Here is an 18,725-nt window from a genome sequence, read left to right as displayed (position 1 = left end):
AAACAAAAGCGGATTTTCGAGGTCAAGCCTCTATTTCTTTCTTGCTTTTTTTCTTGCTTGTTTTGCCTGTTTGCTTTTCTTGCGCTGTTTCTCCAGCGCCTTTTTCGAGACCACGTTTCCTTTCTTGATTTCCGGCAGGCCAAAGGGATTATTCGGACTGATTGCAGGTTCTTCAGATCCCATTCCCGAAAAACCTCCGCCGAACATCTTTCGGAGGCCTTTCATCCCTTTCCAGCGGCCACGGATCTTCCCTCCACCCATGGCAGACATGAGGTCTCTCATGTCCCGGAATTTGGTGAGAAGATCCTTTACTTCTCTCTCTTCCCGTCCGGATCCGCGGGCTACACGTGCAATCCTGCTCTGATTTATGATGTCCGGATGTTTTCGCTCGGCGGGAGTCATTGAGTTGATGATTGATTCAATACGAACCAGCTCATAATCATCGACTTTGGCCGAAGACGGGAGACCTCCGGGAAAGAAAGGCAGCTTTTCGATCAAATCCTGAAGAGGCCCCATTTTCTTGATAGCGCGGATCTGTTCGAGAAAATCTCCGAATCCGAATTCGCCGCGCAGCATGCGCATGGCGTCTTCTTCGGCTTTCTTCTCGTCCAAGACCTCCTCGAAGTCTTTAACCAGACCGACCACGTCTCCGAATCCGAGAATTCGTGAAGCAAGGCCATCCGGACGGAATTCCTCCAGCCGGTCCATACCTTCGCCCATACCGACGAATTTGATGGGGACCCCTGTAGCCTCTTTTATGGAAATGGCCGCTCCACCGCGGGCATCACCGTCGAGTTTCGTCAGTATGAATCCCGTGAGACGTATTCGCTCATTAAAAGCTTTGGCAATGTTGACCGATTCTTGCCCGATCATGGCGTCACAGACCAGGAGCACGTTATCCGGATGAGCCAACTCTTCGATCTGGTGAATTTCCTCCATGAGAGGTTCGTCAATCGTGAGGCGGCCTGCAGTGTCGAAAATGACTACATCGCAGTTTGCATCGGAAGCGATCTGCATTGCCTTCGAGCAAATTTCGGGCGGTCTCGCTCCTCCATCCGAGTACACCGGGACATTGAGGTCCGCACCGAGTTTGCGGATCTGATCGACTGCAGCGGGCCTGTATACGTCCGCCGCAACCAGCATGGGTCGATTGCCTTTCTTCTGAAGAAATCGCGCGAGCTTTGCTGCTGTGGTAGTCTTGCCGGAGCCCTGGAGACCCACCATCATGATTGCGCTGACAGGCTTCCTGCGCAGATCTAACGAGGCATCCTCAGGCCCCATGAGTCGGACCAGTTCATCATGACAGAGCTTGATAAAGTGATCCCCTGGTGAGACCTTCAGTTTTCTTTCCTTGAACTTTACGCTGACATGGACGATCTCACCGAGAGCCTGTTCTTTGACTTTTTCGAGAAAAGAGCGTGTAACCTGAAATTCCACGTCTGCTTCCAGAAGCGAAACGCGGATCATTGCGAGAGCCTCGGAGAGGTTCTCTTCATTAAGTGTTCGGACTCCCTGGAGATATTGTCGAACGTCTCTGAATCCCCGGGTTAGTATTTCCAGCACGAAGCCGCCTCCTGATTCGGTCCAATATCCTGAAACTTATTTCAATAGCATAATACACGACTGAATGTAAGAGATTTATTTTCTTGCCGGTAAAGCTTCAGTTGCGGGGTAGTATTGGTAGGATTTGGTGAGCGAAAGCGAACCCGCATCGATCGGGAAAATTCACGATCGACTCGACAGATGCGGTGAACCCGCGCGGATCGCGGGTTCACCGCATCATACGCTGGCTGATTCCTGGAAAACCCAACATCAATCGTCCCAACAGGACGACGAAGTATGTTTGTTCGCTTTCGCGGCGATGAATCGCCAGTCTATTTCTTTTCGTTCCTATCAAACGAAGAGGTTGGAAAGCAGAGTTGGCGCCTGTATAGCGATTGCTAAAGAATTTCGAAGTTTATCCCATGCTCCAACACAAGATACTGGTAGGACCGGCGTCTCTGTCGGTCCATTATATTGATATCATTGATCAATTGAAGATGTGCCGGCGCGGAGGCACGGCACCCACCAATATTCTTACTTTCAATCGACACTAATTTTGGCAATTGCTACAGTGGTTCTCGAAAGCAATCGCGGATTGGGAAAAGCTATTCCTTGATTTTGGTGGCCGCCGGCCTCCGTGCCGGCGGATGATATTCAAACAAATCAGATGGTTATCTCGGGAGGAAGCCGGATGCTGCCGATATTTTTCCGATGACGAAAGTGCATTTCCCCTAATACTCTTCAGAGCCGGCATATGGGGCAGCGGGATCTTTCCAAAGACTCTTCGTATCCCCTGATAATTTAAAGCAAGCCCTGTTTATCGAAGGAGTCCCAGAGGTCGTCTCGGAGGGCCTCACATTCATCCTTGACGTCTTCGTACGAGCGGGCGTTTTCTATGGCATAAGCAACCAGCTCGGCAAAACCGTAGAGAAATTTCAATTCCTCATCGGAAAAAGCGCGAACTTCCCCGGTATACACACGTAAGACGCCCAGAACCTTGTTTCTGACGATCAGGGGCACGCTCAAAATAGATTTGATGCCCTCGCGGATCGCTTCATTGGGATACTGAATTCTTGGATCCGTAGCAACATCCTCAACCCATGCGTGTTTACCCTTCAAAATGGTCTCGCCAATACTTTTGGAGGAATCCAGAGGCCCTTTGCATACATATTCCGTACTGAGGCCGTTGTGAGCGAACACCCGGAGATTTTCCCGATTTTTGTCCAGGAGGCTCAAAGTGCTACCTCTCACCTTCATTACCTTCACCACACCCTGTACGATGAGATCCAGCACCTCTTTCAAGTTCAGAGTCGATGAGATCGCTTTCTTCAGTTCCTCGAACGTGTCTTCTCTGTACCGTTTTTCGAAACGAGCTTTCCGATCCTTCATCGTCTTATTAACCAAGTCAAGGAGCTGGTCCGGAGTGAAGGGCTTTCTTATGTAATCCACAGCGCCCAGCTTCAATGCTTCTACTGCAGAATCGATAGTGGAGTAGGCGGTAAACATGATCATTGACAGATCCGGGTCTATTTCCGAAAGAGACTCCATAGCTTGAAGGCCATTAATGCCGGGCATTTTCAAATCGGTCAAAAGAATATCGAATCCGCCTTCCTTCAGTATTTCGATGGCGTCTTCGCCTTTGCGGGCGGTCTTCACTTCATAGTGTTGGTTGTCGAGAATACGGCTCACACTATCCAGGACGATTCGCTCATCATCCAGTACCAGAATCTTTCCTTTCGGCTTTTCCATTGGACCCTCCTGGCGAAAAAAGTAGTGATGACGCCTGAATCAAGGTGCTCCTCGATCCGTTTCGCCACTTTTCGGCGAATACCGGAATCATCATCAAAAGACGTCTTGATCTTGGGGGCCGAGAATGAATTTTTTCAATCCTTCGATATCCGAACGAACCTGCTCGTAGCGCATGGCATTCTCCAGAGCACGGGCTGCTTGCTCGGCAAACTTCAGCAGAAGATCCATTTCGTCTACGTTGAAGGCCCTCTTTTCAGAATTGTATGTCCTCAGGACACCGAAAACATTCTCTTCGAGCTTCATGGGTACCGATACTATGGAGTTTATGTTCTCTCTCCTGGCTTCAGCGGGATACTGAAGCCTGGTGTCGAAGTCAGCGTCTTCTACGATCACCGGTTTTCCAGACTCCATTACTTCGGATATGCTTCGCCTGGCATCGACGAGACCCTTTTGAACGTACTCCTCACTCAACCCATTCGAAGCAGCCAGAACAAATGCCTGATCTCGCTTTCGCAATACAAAGACCGCACTTGCTTTTACTCTGAAGAGCCTGACGACACTGGAACAGATCAGATTCAGGATTTCCTTGAGATCCAGGCTGGATCTCAGGGCTCTTTCCGCTTCGGCATAGGTTTTTTCTATCTCTCTGTCTCTTCGTGCCTTGAGAACTTTCTCCAGGGCGCGGTTTGTGATTTTGAGGAGTTCTTCTGGAGTGAACGGTTTGGGAAGATAATCCAGAGCACCAAGTTTCATGGATTCCACTGCGGAATCTACGGTGGCATATCCTGTGAACATGACAACTCCGGTATCGGGATACTTCTTGGCTATGGCCTCAACCACTTCCATTCCGCTCCGCTCGGGCATCATGAGGTCAGTAAGCGTAAGGTCGAAGGTTTCGTTTTCGAGTTGACCCAATGCCTGGTCGACTCTCAGTGCGCCAGCGACTCGAAAGCCTCCCTCTTCGAGAACTCTCCGGACACTTTCGTGAACGATTTGCTCATCATCGACCACGAGCACCGAAGCCTTTGGTCTTCCTCGTGCGTTCATGCAAACCTCCTTGTGGTTCGATATTGAGACGGAAACGGCAATTGGTATCGGTCAGGACTCGAGCAGTTGCTTCCGAGACATCGTCGCGTGTCTCCTCACCACATGGTGATTCAACGTTCAGAGGGGTAAGTCTGACCCTACAGATCGTGGTGTTCTCCCGGAACAGGCTGTAGACTCTCAGGTCAGGAAAATTGGAGGGAACGTATACTATCTCCCGACTCACTTTGTCCGAGATTCTGGCCGTAGCACAAAAAGAGCTGACTGGAGAGCTGACCTCTATTGGCTGATTCTCTGAAATATTGAGTTTGACGGCATCTTGGGGATTTATTTCCACATAACCCCGAGGACAAAGCGTGAGCAGGTTTTTCGATCTTGTGGACGTTGAACCGAAATGAAACATAGATCGTCCTGCTATCATCTCAAAAGGATATGCCTCAGCCTCGGGACCTTCAGGACATTCCCAGGTCCTCACCGGAGCAAAAGAATATGGTTTGCCGCTCCTAGATCGCCCATGATCTTGGTGTAGAGGGATTGCTATCTTGCCATCGCCGTCCAGATCCGAGATGTTCAGCCCATCGTAAAAGGGTAGTGTCCGGCTCATTTCACTGAATATGTCCTCGACTCCGGAGAAGCCCATGGACTTCCCCATAGCTTTCGCAACTTCTTCGAGAATGCTCCAGTCCGGCATGCTTTCTCCAAGGGGGGCTATGGCTTGATTGATTTTTTGTACACGATGCTCGAAATTGGTAATAGTTCCATTCTTCTCGGCAAAAGACGAAGCCGGGAATACGCAATGCGCCATCAAAGCCGTTGGACTGGGAAAAATCTCATGGACAACGAGCAGTTCGGCTTTCCTGAGAGCCTTGGCAAGGCGTGTGGAATGCGGATAGTCAGTCAGAGGATCAGCGCCTGCAATATAAACCGCCCGTACATCGCCATTCTCCAGACCGTGCACCATTTCCGGCACGGTCCGTCCTTTTGTATAAGGAATACCGTTTTTCCAGACCTTTTCAAAAAGCTCGCGAGCTTGTGCAGCGTGCTGATATCCCGGCAGATATTCTGGTAAGGCTCCCATATCGCAGAGTCCGACCATATTGCCTTTCTCGAATATCGGATAAATCCCTGCATTGGATTGTCCGATGTTCCCGGTCAGGAGCGCCAGGTTCGCTATATTCATAACGCATTGCAGCCCGTTTTCCTGAAGTATTACGTCTCCCCCGAAAACGATGGAGGCTCTTGGCGCCTCGCCCAGTATTCGCGCTGCCTCTTGCAGGTCCTCTCTGGCAATTCCCGTTCTTTTCAGAATTCCATTAAGTGAAATCTTGTCCAACAGGTTCTTCATAGGAAGAAAGTTCGCAGTCCGATCCCGCACGAATTCTTTGTCCCACAAATCGAGATCCAGTATGATTTTCATGAGGCCCAAGACAAGGTCGCTCTCCGAGTACGGCCTGACTCTCAACAGGACTCTGGAAAACCGGTCAAGACTCGTTTTTCGGGAGTTCGCGACTATAACGTTACTGTCGTAACGTCTGGCGGCAATCTTGACTTTCCATCCTATGGCAGGGGTTTCCTCAAGAGGATCTACCCCGATGAGGAATATGGCATCCGTTTCCAACAAGTCTTCAATGCGGCCGGACGATCCTCCGACGCCGCACGTCAACTCAAGAGCCCTCTGAACCCTCAAGATGCTGAATCTCGCTTCGCTGTCGATATTGTTTGTGCCTATTACAGTCCGGAAGAATTTTTGGAAGGCGTAACAGTCTTCATTCGTAAGGCGAGGCGAAACCAATCCGACAACGCTCTCGGGACCTGACTCGCGGATTATCTTCTCGAGATTCTCGGCGGTAAACTGGAGAGCGTCAGCCCATGATGCAGGTTTGAGTTCGTCGTCCTTTCTCAGCAAGGGAGTAAGGATTCTGTCCTCGTGGTGGACAAAATCAAACCCGAATCTTCCCCCGACGCACAGAGTACCCCCATTGTGGCTTTCAATGTCTGTTGTCACCCTGTAGATTCGGTTATCCTTGACATTCACCAGCATTCTGCAGCCCGCGGAACACAAAGAGCAAACGGTGGGGACTTTTCTCAGTTCCCAAGGCCGAGCCCACAAAGAGACTTTGTCTGACATGGCCCCGGAAGGGCATGCCTGGACGCACTCACCGCAAAAGTCGCAATCAAGAATCCCGCCGTCACGCGTGGTTATCCGCGCAGCGTAACCGACATCCGCAAGTCTCAGGGCGCTGGCTCCGATAACTTCATGACAGACTTTGACGCAGCGAAGGCAAGTCAAGCATAAATTCGGATCGTACCTGATCAGCGGCCAATCGTTCACCACAGCACGGGTGCGACGTTCCATCTGGTATTCGGTTCCGTAGATGCCCAGACGATAGGTCAGATTCTGTATCTCGCACTCACCGGCCGCTGAACAGACCGGGCAATCCAATGGATGATCCATTAGCACGAGCCCCATAACCTCTTCCCGGATGGACCGCAATTTCGGAGAATCGGTATGAACCATCATGCCTTCCGCAGCGATGGTATTACACGATGTCATGGGACGGCGAACGCCCTCGATTTCTACAACGCACATCCGACATGAGTCGGATGGACTGGTCTTCGGATAGTAGCAGAGCGTAGGTATCCAGATACCAGCCTTGTTCGCCGCTTCAAGAATGGTTGTTCCTTCAGGTACGGTAATTTCCACTCTGTCAATGTTAAGGGTCGGCATTTTTCGGTCCTTCTGACGGAGTCTGCTTGCGGTCAGGGCAGGAGCCGGATTTAGCTTATATGAGGTTCTTGAGGATCGAGTTTTTCCTCTCGCCTCGACGATAGACGAGAATCACGTGGTAGAGCACGCTCGGCCGGCGTTCACTTCACCGCTGCCAGTATCAGGTGAAAGCACCTGAGACATCTGCTGGCCTCGATGAATGACCCCTTTTGGGTGAATCCTGAATCTACCTCGAGGAAATGCCCAATTCGATCGTGGACGTCCAGTTTGTTCCTCACTACCTTTCCGCCCTCCCGAAGAGGGCTGCGTGCGGTGACCAGCACGCCGTAATCCTTTTCGATATTTGCGATCAAATCATCCATCCACTGTTGTTCTGTAGCCTTACATGAACCTGTCGTGACATATTGATGGATCATGTGAGCAGCCCGTTTTCCACCGGCCAGGCCATGAACCACAGTCAATGGACCACTGACAGCGTCGCCTGCAGCGAATACGCCAGGACGAGACGTCATCATGGTCACGGGATCCACCTTTATGGCCCCTTTTCGAGAAAACTGTATATTGTCGTCGCCTGAGAGCCATTCGAGATCTGCAATCTGCCCGATGGCGGGGATAAGCGTGTCTCCGGCAAGATCGAATTCTGTCCCCTCCACCGGAACCGGCCTTCTTCTTCCGGATCGATCCGGCTCCCCCAACTCCATCCGAATACATCTGAGCCCAGTCATTCTGCCATTCTCGGAGAGTACGGCAACGGGCTGTGTGAGAAAGAGGAATTTGATCCCTTCTTCACGAGAATCTTCGACCTCTTCTAGATCCGCCGGCATCTCTCGTTCAGTCCGTCTGTAAACGACGGTCACCTGTGAAGCACCCATCCTGAGGCAGGTTCGAGCGCAATCAATGGCGGTATTACCTCCGCCGGCTATGATCGCATTTTCGCCCACTTGGATTTTTTTCCCGAGATTGAGGTCCCGCAGAAAATCGATCCCTCCGGAAAAAACACCCTTGATTCGCTGTTTCTCTTCTTTGAGAGCCAAAGCCGAGGACTTATGCGCCCCGACGCCCAGGAAAACCGACTTGAATCCCTGGTCAAACAAATCTTGAATGGTGAAATCCTTGCCAAGCCGAGCTTTGAATCGAAACTCGACCCCGAGACGCTGAATTTGAACAATCTCTTTCTGAAGAACATCCCGGGGCTGACGATAGGGCGGAATTCCGACGCCGACCATCCCCCCGGGGATTGGAAGTGCTTCAAAGACAGTCACAGGATGGCCGAAGCGGTTCAAATAGTACGCTGCAGCCAAACCTGCAGGTCCTGCGCCCACAATTGCTATAGGTTTTCCATTCAGTTCGACTCGTTGGAAGGGGGGCTCGATAGCGTGAAGCATCTCATAATCGGCAGCGACCCTTTTCAGCGTCTTGATAGGTATCGCCACGTCTCCCATGTTCGCTACGCTGCACGCCTTCTCGCATGGAGCAGGACAAATTCTGCCCGTTATTCCGGGTAGTGGCATTTCTTCACGGATAATCTGCAGTGCTTCCTCATAACGAAGCTCTTGCAGCATTTCCACATAGCCGGGAATATTGATGTGGCAGGGACACGTATTCATACAAGGGGCGGAAATGTTTCCGATATATCGAACAGAGTTCTCCGAAATTCCATTCCTCACAGCATCCAGGAAGTCATCCCTGAAGAAAGTGAGCCCATCTTTCAGGAGTTCCCCTGCACTCTGACAGACAGAACATTTGGCAGCATCGTTCAGAATGTCCGCCATTCTGGACAGCACATCGAGATCCGATTCCGCTGAGCCACCTTGCATCATTTTGTCCAGGATCACTGACACAATCTTGGAACCTTTTATTCCTGTGATGCACTTCCCACAACAATATTTGGCTTGAATCTGTGCCAGGTACTCACGAATCATTGGCACAAAGTTGAACTCGTTATCAAATACGAGAAGACCTTTGCCGCTCATTAAAGCTATTACGTTTGGCGGAAAACTTGCTAATGGAGGGAGAGATTCGGTTTTTCTCCGGGTGATCTCATCACCATGCCGGTGATCCGCCAGAACGCTTCCCCATCTTCCGAATCTGAGTCTCTTCATGGGCCGCTCCAGTCCGGATGGTCCGGTATTTTCAGTTTACTTTCTTTTAGATAAAAAGAAAAGAAAGAATGAGAGCCAAACGACTGCTTTGGTGCGGATAATCGATTAACTTGACTTGTGTAATAGGTAATTGAGCGCGAGAGCGAAATCGACATGAGAGACATTTCCTGAAGCGAATTGTATGCACGCCTATCTTGCCGGTGCGGGGGTTTTCTGATATAAACTGAAGGCTTTTTCTAGATCCATCTTGGGACGAGGAGTCGCATGCTGCCAAAATTGGGAAATTTCCAGATCAAAACGAGAGTCGTCTTCGGAAGAGGGGCGTTGTCCAATCTCGGGCAATTGGCCCGCGAATCGGGTGCAGGAAAATATCTTCTTGTGGCAGATCCGGCGCTGGAGCAGGTCGGAATTCTCGACAAGGCGCTTTCTGCACTGAATGATGTCGGAATTACGGGAGAGGTTTACAAAGCAGTAGAACCCGAACCGTACATGGATAATGCGGAGGAAGCCGCGGCTCTCGGACGTGCAGTAGATGCGGATCTCGTAGTAGGCCTGGGCGGGGGGTCCGCCATGGACACGGCAAAGGCGGCTGCAGTTCTTATCACGAATGAGGGGAAGGCTGAGGATTATATCGGTCTGAACAAAGTCGAATTGCCGGGCACTCCCACCATAATGGTTCCCACTACAGCGGGAACAGGTGCGGAAGTAACGTTTACTGCAGTGTTCACCAATCGGGAAACCCGGGCGAAAGGCGGGATAAACAGCCCGTTCCTTTTTCCTGGCGTTGCTTTGCTCGATCCTGAACTCACATTGCCCTTGCCGCCCCATGTTACTGCTGCAACCGGTATGGATGCATTGACCCATGCAATAGAATCCGTAAGCAGTCTATCCAGCACGGTCTTCACGGAAGCTCTCGCGTTGACCGCTATTCGGTTGATATCCGGCAATCTCAGGCGTGCGGTGTTTCACGGGGATGATATCGATGCCAGGGAACAGATGCTGATGGGAAGCCTTCTTGGAGGCCTTGCCCTTGCCGATGCGGGGGTTGGTGCGGCCCATGCTTTGGCATACCCGCTGGGGGGCAATTACCGCATACCCCACGGTCTGGCAAATGCCATGTTGATCCCGTATGTAATGGAATTCAATTTGCCTGCTGCAGAAAAGCACTTTGCCATGATAGCCTCGGCAATCGGTGAACCCGTGGAGGGCCTTCCTTTGCGACGAGCTGCCGAGCAGGCAGTTGAAAGTGTGTTCATGCTGTGTAGCGACATCGGAATTCCCTCAAGCCTGGCTGATGCCGGTGTTCCCCGATCTGACATTCCCATGCTGGTGGAAGCTGCTCTGAAGGTAACTCGACCGGTTGAGAACAATCCGAGGAAACTCGGAGAAGAAGAAGCTCAAACTATTTACGAAATGGCGTTTAGTTGATATAAGCCCTGCACGGCTCCACGGAAGGATCCGGGGAGCCGTGCAGGTATGGTGGTGAATCCCGCAATCAGTGCTGACAAATAGTTCAGGCTGAATGTCCGGGTGTTTGTCAGGAGGTCTCATGCCAGGATACGAGTGGATAGGTGAAACAGAAAAAGAGCATATTAACGATGTTCTGGAAACAGGAATACTCTTTCGTTACGAGTTCCCAAACGAACGAAAAGGAATTTATAAGGTCAAGGAATTCGAAGATAAATTCGCTCAATTCACCGGAGCGGTTTATGCTCAGGCGGTTACTTCCGGTTCGGCCGCTCTCAAAGTAGCGTTGTCTGCCCTCGGTATCGGTCCCGGAGACGAAGTCATCACTCAGGGGTTTACCTTTATCGCTACATTCGAAGCAATAATCGAAGCAGGCGCGGTACCCGTGCCGGCTGAGATCGACCAAACGCTGAATCTGGACCCTATAGATTTGGAAAAGAAAATAACCCCGAGAACCAAGGCCGTGATCCCGGTCCATATGCTGGGGTCGCCCGCTCGGATCCAGGAGATCTTGGATATTTCAAGAAAACACAATCTGAAAGTGATCGAGGATACGGCTCAGGCACTTGGAGCAGGAGTAGGCGGCAAACGCCTGGGGACCTGGGGTGATATGGGAACGTTCTCGTTCGATTTCTACAAGACTATTACCACAGGTGAAGGTGGAATGGTCATCACGAACGATCGGGAACTATATCAGCGCGCTTCGGAATACGCAGATCACGGGCATGAGCACAATCCCAATGTGGGGCGGGCTCTGGATGGGCGGAGTTTCCTGGGATTCAACTACCGTATGAATGAGCTTCAAGGAGCTGTGGGGCTGGCTCAGCTCAGCAAGCTGGAGGACATAATCCAGCGGCAACAGCAGAATCAGGAACTCATTCGAGAGACTCTCGAAAGCCGCGACGGAATTGTCATGCGAGAGATTCCGGAGAAAGGAAAGGACAGCTACACCCATGTATGCTTCTTCCTTCCAACTGCGGAAAAGGCCCAGGCCTTTCAACAGCATATTGCCTCAAAAGGAATTGCTGCGATCTACTTCAAGAACAACCTCTGGCATCTGATACATAATTGGGAACACCTTCTCGAGAGGAAGACAGCCTGGCCCGGTCCTCATCCGTTCGGTGGTGCGTTGTACGGAAGCGAAATGACCTATTCGAAAGAGATGCTGCCGCAGACAATGGCAATTCTCGAGAAGACGGTTGTGCTGCCCATATTCCTGCAAATGGACGAAGATCATTTGCGGCGCATGGTGGTGGAATTACAGGCTGCTGCCGAAGAGATTCTGTGACAGAGTTTTATCTCGAAATTCTGGCTGTGGACGACGTTCCCAAACAGTACCTGATATAGATCAGCGGAATTCGAGTTGGCAATAATGGGATACCGATCATGAGCCGGTACGCACCGGCTCGTGAAAAGAACCTATCGCTACGCGGAAGAATGTCTGAAGTTCGATATACCTCGTAAGTATTGGAACTCACGAACGACCGAAACATCTCTCAGAAAAAGCGACCTGGACTTCATCGAGACCTGGGGATATGTCGAAGGATTTGCACAAAATAATAGGATTCATCCCTGCACGAGCCGAATCCAGCCGATTTCCCGGTAAGCCGCTTGCGGATATCTTGGGCAAACCGATGATAGTTCGCGTGCTTGAACGTGCAATGACGTCGGGAATTTTGGACGCCGTGTACGTGGCCACGAATTCGCATGATATTGTTTCGGCTGTTGAAGCATCCGGAGGAAAAGCAGTTCTGACCTCAAATCAGCATCCTTCCGGGTCGGATCGCATCGCCGAAGCTGCAAGAATATTGCAGTTGCAGGATAATGCTGTAGTGGTCAACATTCAGGGAGACCAGCCCCTTTTCGATCCGATTATGATCAAGGAAGTGACCGCTCCGCTTGTGACCGATCCGTCCATTCCGATGAGTACATTAATTTACAGGATCGTCAGGGACGAGGAAATACATCATCCGAATGCCGTCAAAACTGTGATGGACGTTCACGGTTTCGCCTTGTATTTCTCCCGTGCGACTATTCCCTATTATAAGGGATCTGCCATTCTACCCGTTTATTATAAACATCATGGGATTTACGCATACAGGAACAATTTCCTTCAGGTGTTCGCAAATCTTCCCCAGACTATTCTCGAGAAATCGGAGCGGCTGGAGCAACTACGTGCACTGGAACACGGGTTTCGAATCAAAGTGGTGATTACGGATATGGATTCCATCGAGGTAGATACCCCCGAGGACCTGGAACGAGTCCGGGAAACATATAGAAAGATAGTTTGACAAAACTTAATGGTGCATGCATATTTCGTGCAGAATCGAAAAATGGGGGCTGAGTTTAGAGCGGTCTTTTGTGCAACGATCGCCGTGAGCGATCCCTGGAGAAAGGAAGAATATGAGCAGAGACGATAATGTTAAAGTTGAAGGGACAGTTGTGAAGGTTCATTCCGGTGGCATGTATCAGGTCGAAACCGATGACGGAAGGAGTATTCGTACGAAGCTGTCCGGCAGAATGTCCCGTTTTCGTATCAAGGTTCTTCTTGGCGATCGAGTGACTGTAGCTCTTTCACCATATGATCTGACGCACGGCCTGATAGTGTACAGGGGCAAATAAGTTTGGTTTCAGGAAGTCTTCCAGGCTACTCCTCACTTTCCCCACATCTAAAACCGAACCGCTGAAAATTATGTCACAGCATTAGTTCGCGTTCGGCTGGACTTGTGTTTGTTTTTGCCAATACGAATGTCGAATTTTGCCTTGCATCTCCAGTCGGCGAATAATTCCGTCCGAGAAGCCTGTCCTTCAGACGATCATTTCAGAAATGCCTTCAAAGACTTGCGTAAATGCGGCATTTAGGTTATTCCTTCTAAGCTTGATTGGAAATTTCTCTAAGAGGATTGGGCATGGAGATACTGTTTCTGGGGACAGGAGCAGCGTGGTGCACGCCGGAATACTCTTGCACCTGCGCAATATGCTCCAAAATGAACGCGTTGGGAGAAGAGCGGACGCGAACTTCACTCCTTATCAGGAATGACGAGTCTCTTCTCGTGGACTGCGGTCCTGACTTGAGACTCCAGATGAAGGCAAATCACCTCACGCGACCTGATGCAGTGCTGATAACTCACGAGCACGGAGATCATTTCCTGGGTATGGACGATCTGCTGGTGTTTCGCAGATCTATCCCAGCACACGCCTGGCACCCTATCCCTGTGTACGCGACAGAAACGGCGTGGAAAGGCATCGAAGTACGGTTCGGCTACCTTCTCGGATCTCTGGTGGAAAAGAGGATCGCCGTCCCCGGGATGATGCTTGACGGACTGAAGACAAGAGTGACTCCTTTCAAGACCTTTCATGGTCCCAGTGCGGCCGGTTCGGTGGGTTATATTTTTGAAACCAATACGGCAGGACAATATGGCAAACTGGTGTATACTTCCGATTTCATGCGTATCGACGATGAGCCGCAGTTGCTCGAGAACCCGGATGTTCTCGTCATTCAAGCCCATTGGCTGCACGAACCTGAATTCAATCGTCCCTTTCACATGAGCCTTCAATCCGCATTGGATTACATAAAGCGCTGGAAACCCCGGAAAGCGGTGTATCTCGTCCATATTTCCGACATGGATCTTGTCCCGGGAGACCCGGGAAACAATTTCATGAAGAAAATCCCTCCCCGGTCACCGTTAACCATACCGGGATCGGATCTTCCTTATCCTGTCCCCACCTGCAGCGATGAATGGCAGAATGTGCTCGATCGTATCTACAAGGACTATGAGCTGCCTTGCCCGGTATTCATAACCCGTGACGGCCTGAAGGTAATCCATTGAACCGGAAGAATATCTGCTGCGTCAGATAGTAGTTTATGGAGGTATTTATGGCTGATGATCTGAAGGAAAAGACTGCAAAGACCGCAAAGCTCTACTTTGACGGCTATTCGGACGAGCGTCCTTTCGATCTGTGGAGATCGTTTGACAAAAAGTTGGCCAAAGACCTTTCACTCTTTGTTACGGGCACAGTGTACGCCCGCGAGAAGATCCCTCACCAGACACGTCAGCTCATAACCATAGCCGCATTGACTGTTCTCTCAAGAGAGGAAGAACTGAAGCTCCACATCTATGCGGCCCTAAACGTCGGCTGTAGTCCTCATGATATTGCTGAGGTGATTTTTCAGTGCGGGATCTATGGCGGAATGCCTGTGGTAAATCAGGCTTTAAGAGTGCTCAGACAGGTTCTCCAGGATCGAGGCGCCTGGCCACTGGAACCGAGAGAGGATTGAGTCGCTGCTCCGGGAGATGTAATCCCGGAGCACAAATCCATTCGGAAACCTAGTCGTCCAAAGTGAATTCGAATTCCTCGCCTGAACCAAGATCCAGTTCGGTTTCCTGTTGTTTCGACGCGGCCGCTGGAGAGGCTGCCCGGTAACTCGATGAGGACCCGGTGAAATATTCGTCGAAATCCACCTCAGGTGGCTTGTAATGCAAACCGAGTTTTCTGCGGATCATGTTCAGGTCCTTGTTGCAAGAAGGACAGGCCACGTTATAATCAAAGCTTATGTAACCGCATTTTTCGCACTTCAAGGCAAACCTCCAGAGAGTCGGAGTGAAGCATTCAACAAATGTTTAGCATGAACTATTTGATAAATCAAGTCTTATACCGCAAGGACAAAAAAGTGATCCTTTGGGGCCGCTTACGGAAAAAAGCCGCTATTCTTACTCTGATTGCAATCGTCTTGGCAGCGTGCGCGACCGTTCCCCATACGGGAAGACGTCAACTCAATATGATTTCAGATAATCAGTTGAACAGTGTTGCTCTCAAGGCTTTCAACGACGTGGTGTCCAAAGAAAAAGCATGTAGTGACGAACGGTTCAACCAAGCCGTGAAGCAGGTCTCGGACAGAATAAGCAAAGCCGCTGAATCCGTGGACAAACCTGGTTTCGCGTGGGATGTCAAAGTAATTGAGAAGGATACACCGAACGCTTTTTGTCTTCCGGGCGGAAAGATCGTTGTTTTCACTGGCCTCATGCCGTACGTGAAGAATGAGGCAGGTCTGGCGGCTGTAATCGGACATGAAGTTGCCCATGCCGTCGCGAGACACGGAGCAGAAAGATTGACGCAACAGCTTGCTGTGAAAGGAGCAGTCACGGTCGGCGGTGAGATTCTCAAAGGAGAAGACGGGAATCTCGATCGGAAATCGCGCCTTCTTCTAGCTGCTGTGGGAATGGGCGGAACGGTCGGGGTTATTTTGCCGTATAGTCGTCTTCATGAAACGGAAGCTGACCGAATAGGTCAAATCTACATGGCTTCCGCCGGCTACGATCCGTCCGAGTCCGTTCGCCTCTGGGAAAGGATGGCTAAAATTACCAAGCCTCCGATTCCGGAATGGCTCTCTACGCATCCGGCGGATGGAGAGCGTGTGCGAAAGCTCAATGAAAGCCTTCCTGAAGCACAAAAGTTCTATGCCAAAGCTCCGGCCAAGTACGGCCTTGGGATGCCGCTGTAGAAGAAATGTATCGGATGGATGGCTCTGCAGCCATTTTGCTTGCCATGAGGAGGCTACGAAATGTTTGAGAGCAGCAGCCAAATCGTGAGAGTCTTTTTTGCTGTTGAATTGCCCGATAAGGTCAAGTCTTTTCTCAAGAGTGTTGCACAAGAATTAAGACAATGCGGGGGCGACGTCAAATGGACCAATCCCGCCGGAATGCATCTGACCCTGAAGTTTATCGGTGAAATCACCGCAGATCGGCTGGCGCAGATTGAACAAGCAGCTCGGCCGATTTGTCGGGAGCAGGCAGTATCGGTTCACAAGGTGTCCAAGATCGGGGTGTTCCCGGATTTTCGACGTCCTCGAGTCATCTGGGCAGGGTGCTCTGACGAATCCTCAGATCTGTCCAATCTCGCGATCAGGCTTGAGGATGCATTAGCACCGCTCGGATTTGCCAAAGAGAAACGAGCTTTCAAACCCCATCTTACCCTGGGGAGAGTTCGATCCAATAAAGGGATCGCAAACCTTGTGGAGGGGATCCGCGAGAGAACGGACGTTGCAGGGCCTTCATTCACTGCAGATCGCGCAATCCTGTTTCGGAGCGTGCTAAAGCCTTCAGGAGCAGAATATTCCCAAATCTTCAGGTTCGATTTCCGCCCTGAATAAATGAAACATACCAATGTGCTTTCATAAAGGGAATATTGAGAAACCTGTTATTTACCGGTCCCGGCATGTCTCCTTCGCTACGAACGGCACCGCCTGACTTCGCTTCGGAGACATGCCGGGACCGCATTTGCTCCCGCCGGTGACGGGATTACTTCTTTGAACGCACATTGGTAACAGACCTGTTGACACGCAGATTCAGTCCAGCTAGAACAGCAACCGTCAAGATTAGACGGAGCGACGAAATTGGGCCTCAAACCATATTGTCTGCCGATCTGTTCGTTATGTGCCATCCTGATAACCACATTCTCTGCATACGGGGCGGATTCTTCGTACGCCCGGGAGACCTCTCCGGCAGTGGCCGAACGAATCCAGCCGGTGCCCTATACAATTGAACCGGAGAAGCCGTCGGAAGAGCCGGAATCCATCTATGTGCCTCCACCTCTTACTGCCCCGAATGACCCCTGTTTGCCGCAACTGTATACAAATTGGCAGGAGTTTGCCCAGGAAGGTCGGGAGAACAGGGGCTTCGAGTTCAAGACCATACGCATTTTGATAGACAGAAACCGTTTTGAATTGCTCGTGGAAGGCACAACGAACGATAACACGGTGCACGACATTTACCGCACCTTCATAGCGCTGGGCGATGTTCATTCTCCCACGCCGGACGGCAGCTTTCTCATAAACCATGTCTACTGCTATCCCGATGTGGTGTTCTTTGATGCTTCAGGACAACCGATACCCGGTCTTTACAACGGATTTTTCGCCCCTCTCCTTGTCTGCGATGCACGGGGGAGGTGCCAGCGTCACCGGGAACTGGGGATTCATGGACTTCAGGCCGCGGCAATCCCCCCTGGCCGACATATTTCACCGGCAACGTTCGGGGCTGTGTCCGCAGGGTGTATACGGGTTCCGGACCCTTGCTCGTTAAAGAAGGCTATCATCGCGGCTGCCGGAGTCGGTCCGCTCAAACAAAACGACCGCGGTTCGTATCACTGGCTGAAGAAACCCGTTGAAGTGGTGATAGGAGATTCTTATTCGGTATATGAAGAAAGCGACTTGGCTTCGATTATCCAGGGGGGGCTTACACACGTTCAGGAAGGTCTCAAGAACCTTTTCGACGTATTTCGATAATGGGAGTCATCGAGATCATAGTACAATCTACTTCATCGATAAAGCGCATCTATCCACCTGAGCAACACTATCCCGCCGATGAGAAAAAGTGCATAAGCAATCCAGCTCAAAATTTCACGCATTGTGAATGCCCCCTGCCTCTCAGGCATATTCGGATCCCAAAATAGACCCAATACTCAAACTACAATTGATACTGTATCACGCGTCCTGTCCTGACTCAATCGTAAAGCGGTAGTGGGCGGCCTCCGTGCTGCCCAAATCAGGTTTATAGTCAGTGCTAAAAATTCTGTCGCATATCCGCGGATATTAGTTTGGCACTTACTTTAAGAAAGCGAATTCCCGCGGAAGGCATGCCATAGCGAGGGGAGCGAGGCAATGTCCTCAATGTGACCGAGGCCGTATATGGATTTGCAGGTTAGCTCCGTCGAACCGAGGAAGACTTCACCGATCTCGCATAGTGCGAAATCTGTGGGGGGAAAGTCGGGAAAGTCGCTTTTGACTGCGGGATTTGTAGGAAAACGAACTTTTGGCTGCATCGAAATAGATCTTCTTAATATAAGGCGAGCACTTTCGTACGTCATTTTTGGCAAAGAAACTACTCCAGGTACCTTTTGGATGCATCGCAGTGAATTTCGCAGCATCTTTTCTGGCCTTGAGCCGGGCCTGGCGCAATGTGCTGGGACACTCCTCAAACGTGTACTCTTCCTTGTCCTTGGTGATCGTCGGTCTGAGGGAAAAAGCGTCGACAGTCTCCAGGGAGATGAAGAAGAATAGCATCAGGAGGAGACAGATTCTTGGCACGAGAAAACTC

General features: G+C 50.7%; 16 protein-coding genes. 9 read left to right on the top strand and 7 right to left on the bottom strand.

The features are described from left to right. Positions 1-30 precede the first annotated feature (30 nt). The 5 genes from ffh to DESTI_RS14575 form a co-directional block, all read right to left on the bottom strand. The gene (ffh, locus tag DESTI_RS14595) at positions 31-1,563 is read right to left on the bottom strand and encodes a signal recognition particle protein (RefSeq protein ID WP_014810740.1); all 1,533 of its coding nucleotides are present in this window, start codon (positions 1,561-1,563) and stop codon (positions 31-33) included. 780 nt (positions 1,564-2,343) lie between these two features. Then, complete coding sequence (locus DESTI_RS28945) at positions 2,344-3,291, bottom strand: response regulator (RefSeq protein WP_014810739.1); 948 nt, start codon at positions 3,289-3,291, stop codon at positions 2,344-2,346. Between the two features lie 93 nt (positions 3,292-3,384). Continuing rightward, on the bottom strand, positions 3,385-4,338 hold the full coding sequence (locus tag DESTI_RS14585; protein WP_014810738.1) for a response regulator: 954 nt from the start codon (positions 4,336-4,338) through the stop codon (positions 3,385-3,387). Then, positions 4,292-7,063 carry a molybdopterin-dependent oxidoreductase gene (locus DESTI_RS14580; RefSeq protein WP_014810737.1) on the bottom strand — a complete coding sequence of 924 codons (2,772 nt, stop codon included), beginning with the start codon at positions 7,061-7,063 and terminating at the stop codon, positions 4,292-4,294. Before DESTI_RS14580 ends, DESTI_RS14585 begins: the two co-directional genes overlap by 47 nt. A gap of 140 nt (positions 7,064-7,203) precedes the next feature. Then, positions 7,204-9,165 carry an FAD-dependent oxidoreductase gene (locus DESTI_RS14575; RefSeq protein WP_014810736.1) on the bottom strand — a complete coding sequence of 654 codons (1,962 nt, stop codon included), beginning with the start codon at positions 9,163-9,165 and terminating at the stop codon, positions 7,204-7,206. A 264-nt stretch (positions 9,166-9,429) separates the two neighbouring features. Between DESTI_RS14575 and DESTI_RS14570 the strand changes: the two genes are divergently transcribed. From DESTI_RS14570 to DESTI_RS14545, 6 genes are all read left to right on the top strand, one after another. Then, positions 9,430-10,593 carry an iron-containing alcohol dehydrogenase gene (locus DESTI_RS14570; RefSeq protein ID WP_014810735.1) on the top strand — a complete coding sequence of 388 codons (1,164 nt, stop codon included), beginning with the start codon at positions 9,430-9,432 and terminating at the stop codon, positions 10,591-10,593. A gap of 121 nt (positions 10,594-10,714) precedes the next feature. Next, positions 10,715-11,920, top strand: coding sequence for a DegT/DnrJ/EryC1/StrS family aminotransferase (locus DESTI_RS14565; RefSeq protein ID WP_014810734.1), 1,206 nt, complete (start codon positions 10,715-10,717; stop codon positions 11,918-11,920). A 247-nt stretch (positions 11,921-12,167) separates the two neighbouring features. Continuing rightward, complete coding sequence (gene kdsB, locus DESTI_RS14560) at positions 12,168-12,923, top strand: 3-deoxy-manno-octulosonate cytidylyltransferase (protein ID WP_014810733.1); 756 nt, start codon at positions 12,168-12,170, stop codon at positions 12,921-12,923. Between the two features lie 112 nt (positions 12,924-13,035). Further along, positions 13,036-13,254, top strand: a complete 219-nt coding sequence (infA, locus tag DESTI_RS14555; protein WP_014810732.1) for a translation initiation factor IF-1 — start codon at positions 13,036-13,038, stop codon at positions 13,252-13,254. A gap of 287 nt (positions 13,255-13,541) precedes the next feature. After that, positions 13,542-14,462: an MBL fold metallo-hydrolase gene (locus tag DESTI_RS28940; RefSeq protein ID WP_014810731.1), complete on the top strand. Its 921-nt coding sequence runs from the start codon at positions 13,542-13,544 to the stop codon at positions 14,460-14,462. Between the two features lie 47 nt (positions 14,463-14,509). Beyond that, entirely contained in the window at positions 14,510-14,911 is a 402-nt protein-coding gene (locus DESTI_RS14545) for a carboxymuconolactone decarboxylase family protein (RefSeq protein ID WP_014810730.1), read from the top strand. A 49-nt stretch (positions 14,912-14,960) separates the two neighbouring features. Here the strand turns inward: DESTI_RS14545 and DESTI_RS14540 are convergent, their stop codons facing one another. Beyond that, complete coding sequence (locus DESTI_RS14540; RefSeq protein ID WP_014810729.1) at positions 14,961-15,212, bottom strand: hypothetical protein; 252 nt, start codon at positions 15,210-15,212, stop codon at positions 14,961-14,963. 47 nt (positions 15,213-15,259) lie between these two features. On the opposite strand from DESTI_RS14540, the gene DESTI_RS14535 reads away from it, so the two are divergent. The 3 genes from DESTI_RS14535 (at position 15,260) to DESTI_RS14525 (ending at position 17,914) form a co-directional block, all read left to right on the top strand. Beyond that, a complete protein-coding gene (locus tag DESTI_RS14535) occupies positions 15,260-16,135 on the top strand; it encodes a M48 family metallopeptidase (protein ID WP_052316050.1) in 876 nt (291 codons plus the stop codon). A 60-nt stretch (positions 16,136-16,195) separates the two neighbouring features. Next, positions 16,196-16,783 carry an RNA 2',3'-cyclic phosphodiesterase gene (thpR, locus tag DESTI_RS14530; protein WP_014810727.1) on the top strand — a complete coding sequence of 196 codons (588 nt, stop codon included), beginning with the start codon at positions 16,196-16,198 and terminating at the stop codon, positions 16,781-16,783. A 243-nt stretch (positions 16,784-17,026) separates the two neighbouring features. Then, positions 17,027-17,914, top strand: a complete 888-nt coding sequence (locus tag DESTI_RS14525) for a L,D-transpeptidase (RefSeq protein WP_014810725.1) — start codon at positions 17,027-17,029, stop codon at positions 17,912-17,914. Between the two features lie 441 nt (positions 17,915-18,355). Here the strand turns inward: DESTI_RS14525 and DESTI_RS14520 are convergent, their stop codons facing one another. Next, the gene (locus DESTI_RS14520) at positions 18,356-18,715 is read right to left on the bottom strand and encodes a hypothetical protein (protein WP_014810724.1); all 360 of its coding nucleotides are present in this window, start codon (positions 18,713-18,715) and stop codon (positions 18,356-18,358) included. Between the last annotated feature and the right edge of the window lie 10 nt (positions 18,716-18,725).

The organism is Desulfomonile tiedjei DSM 6799 (assembly GCF_000266945.1).
In the GTDB taxonomy this organism is placed as follows: domain Bacteria; phylum Desulfobacterota; class Desulfomonilia; order Desulfomonilales; family Desulfomonilaceae; genus Desulfomonile; species Desulfomonile tiedjei.
Note: the sequence above shows the minus strand (reverse complement) of the source record. Positions and strands in the feature narration are given on the sequence as shown.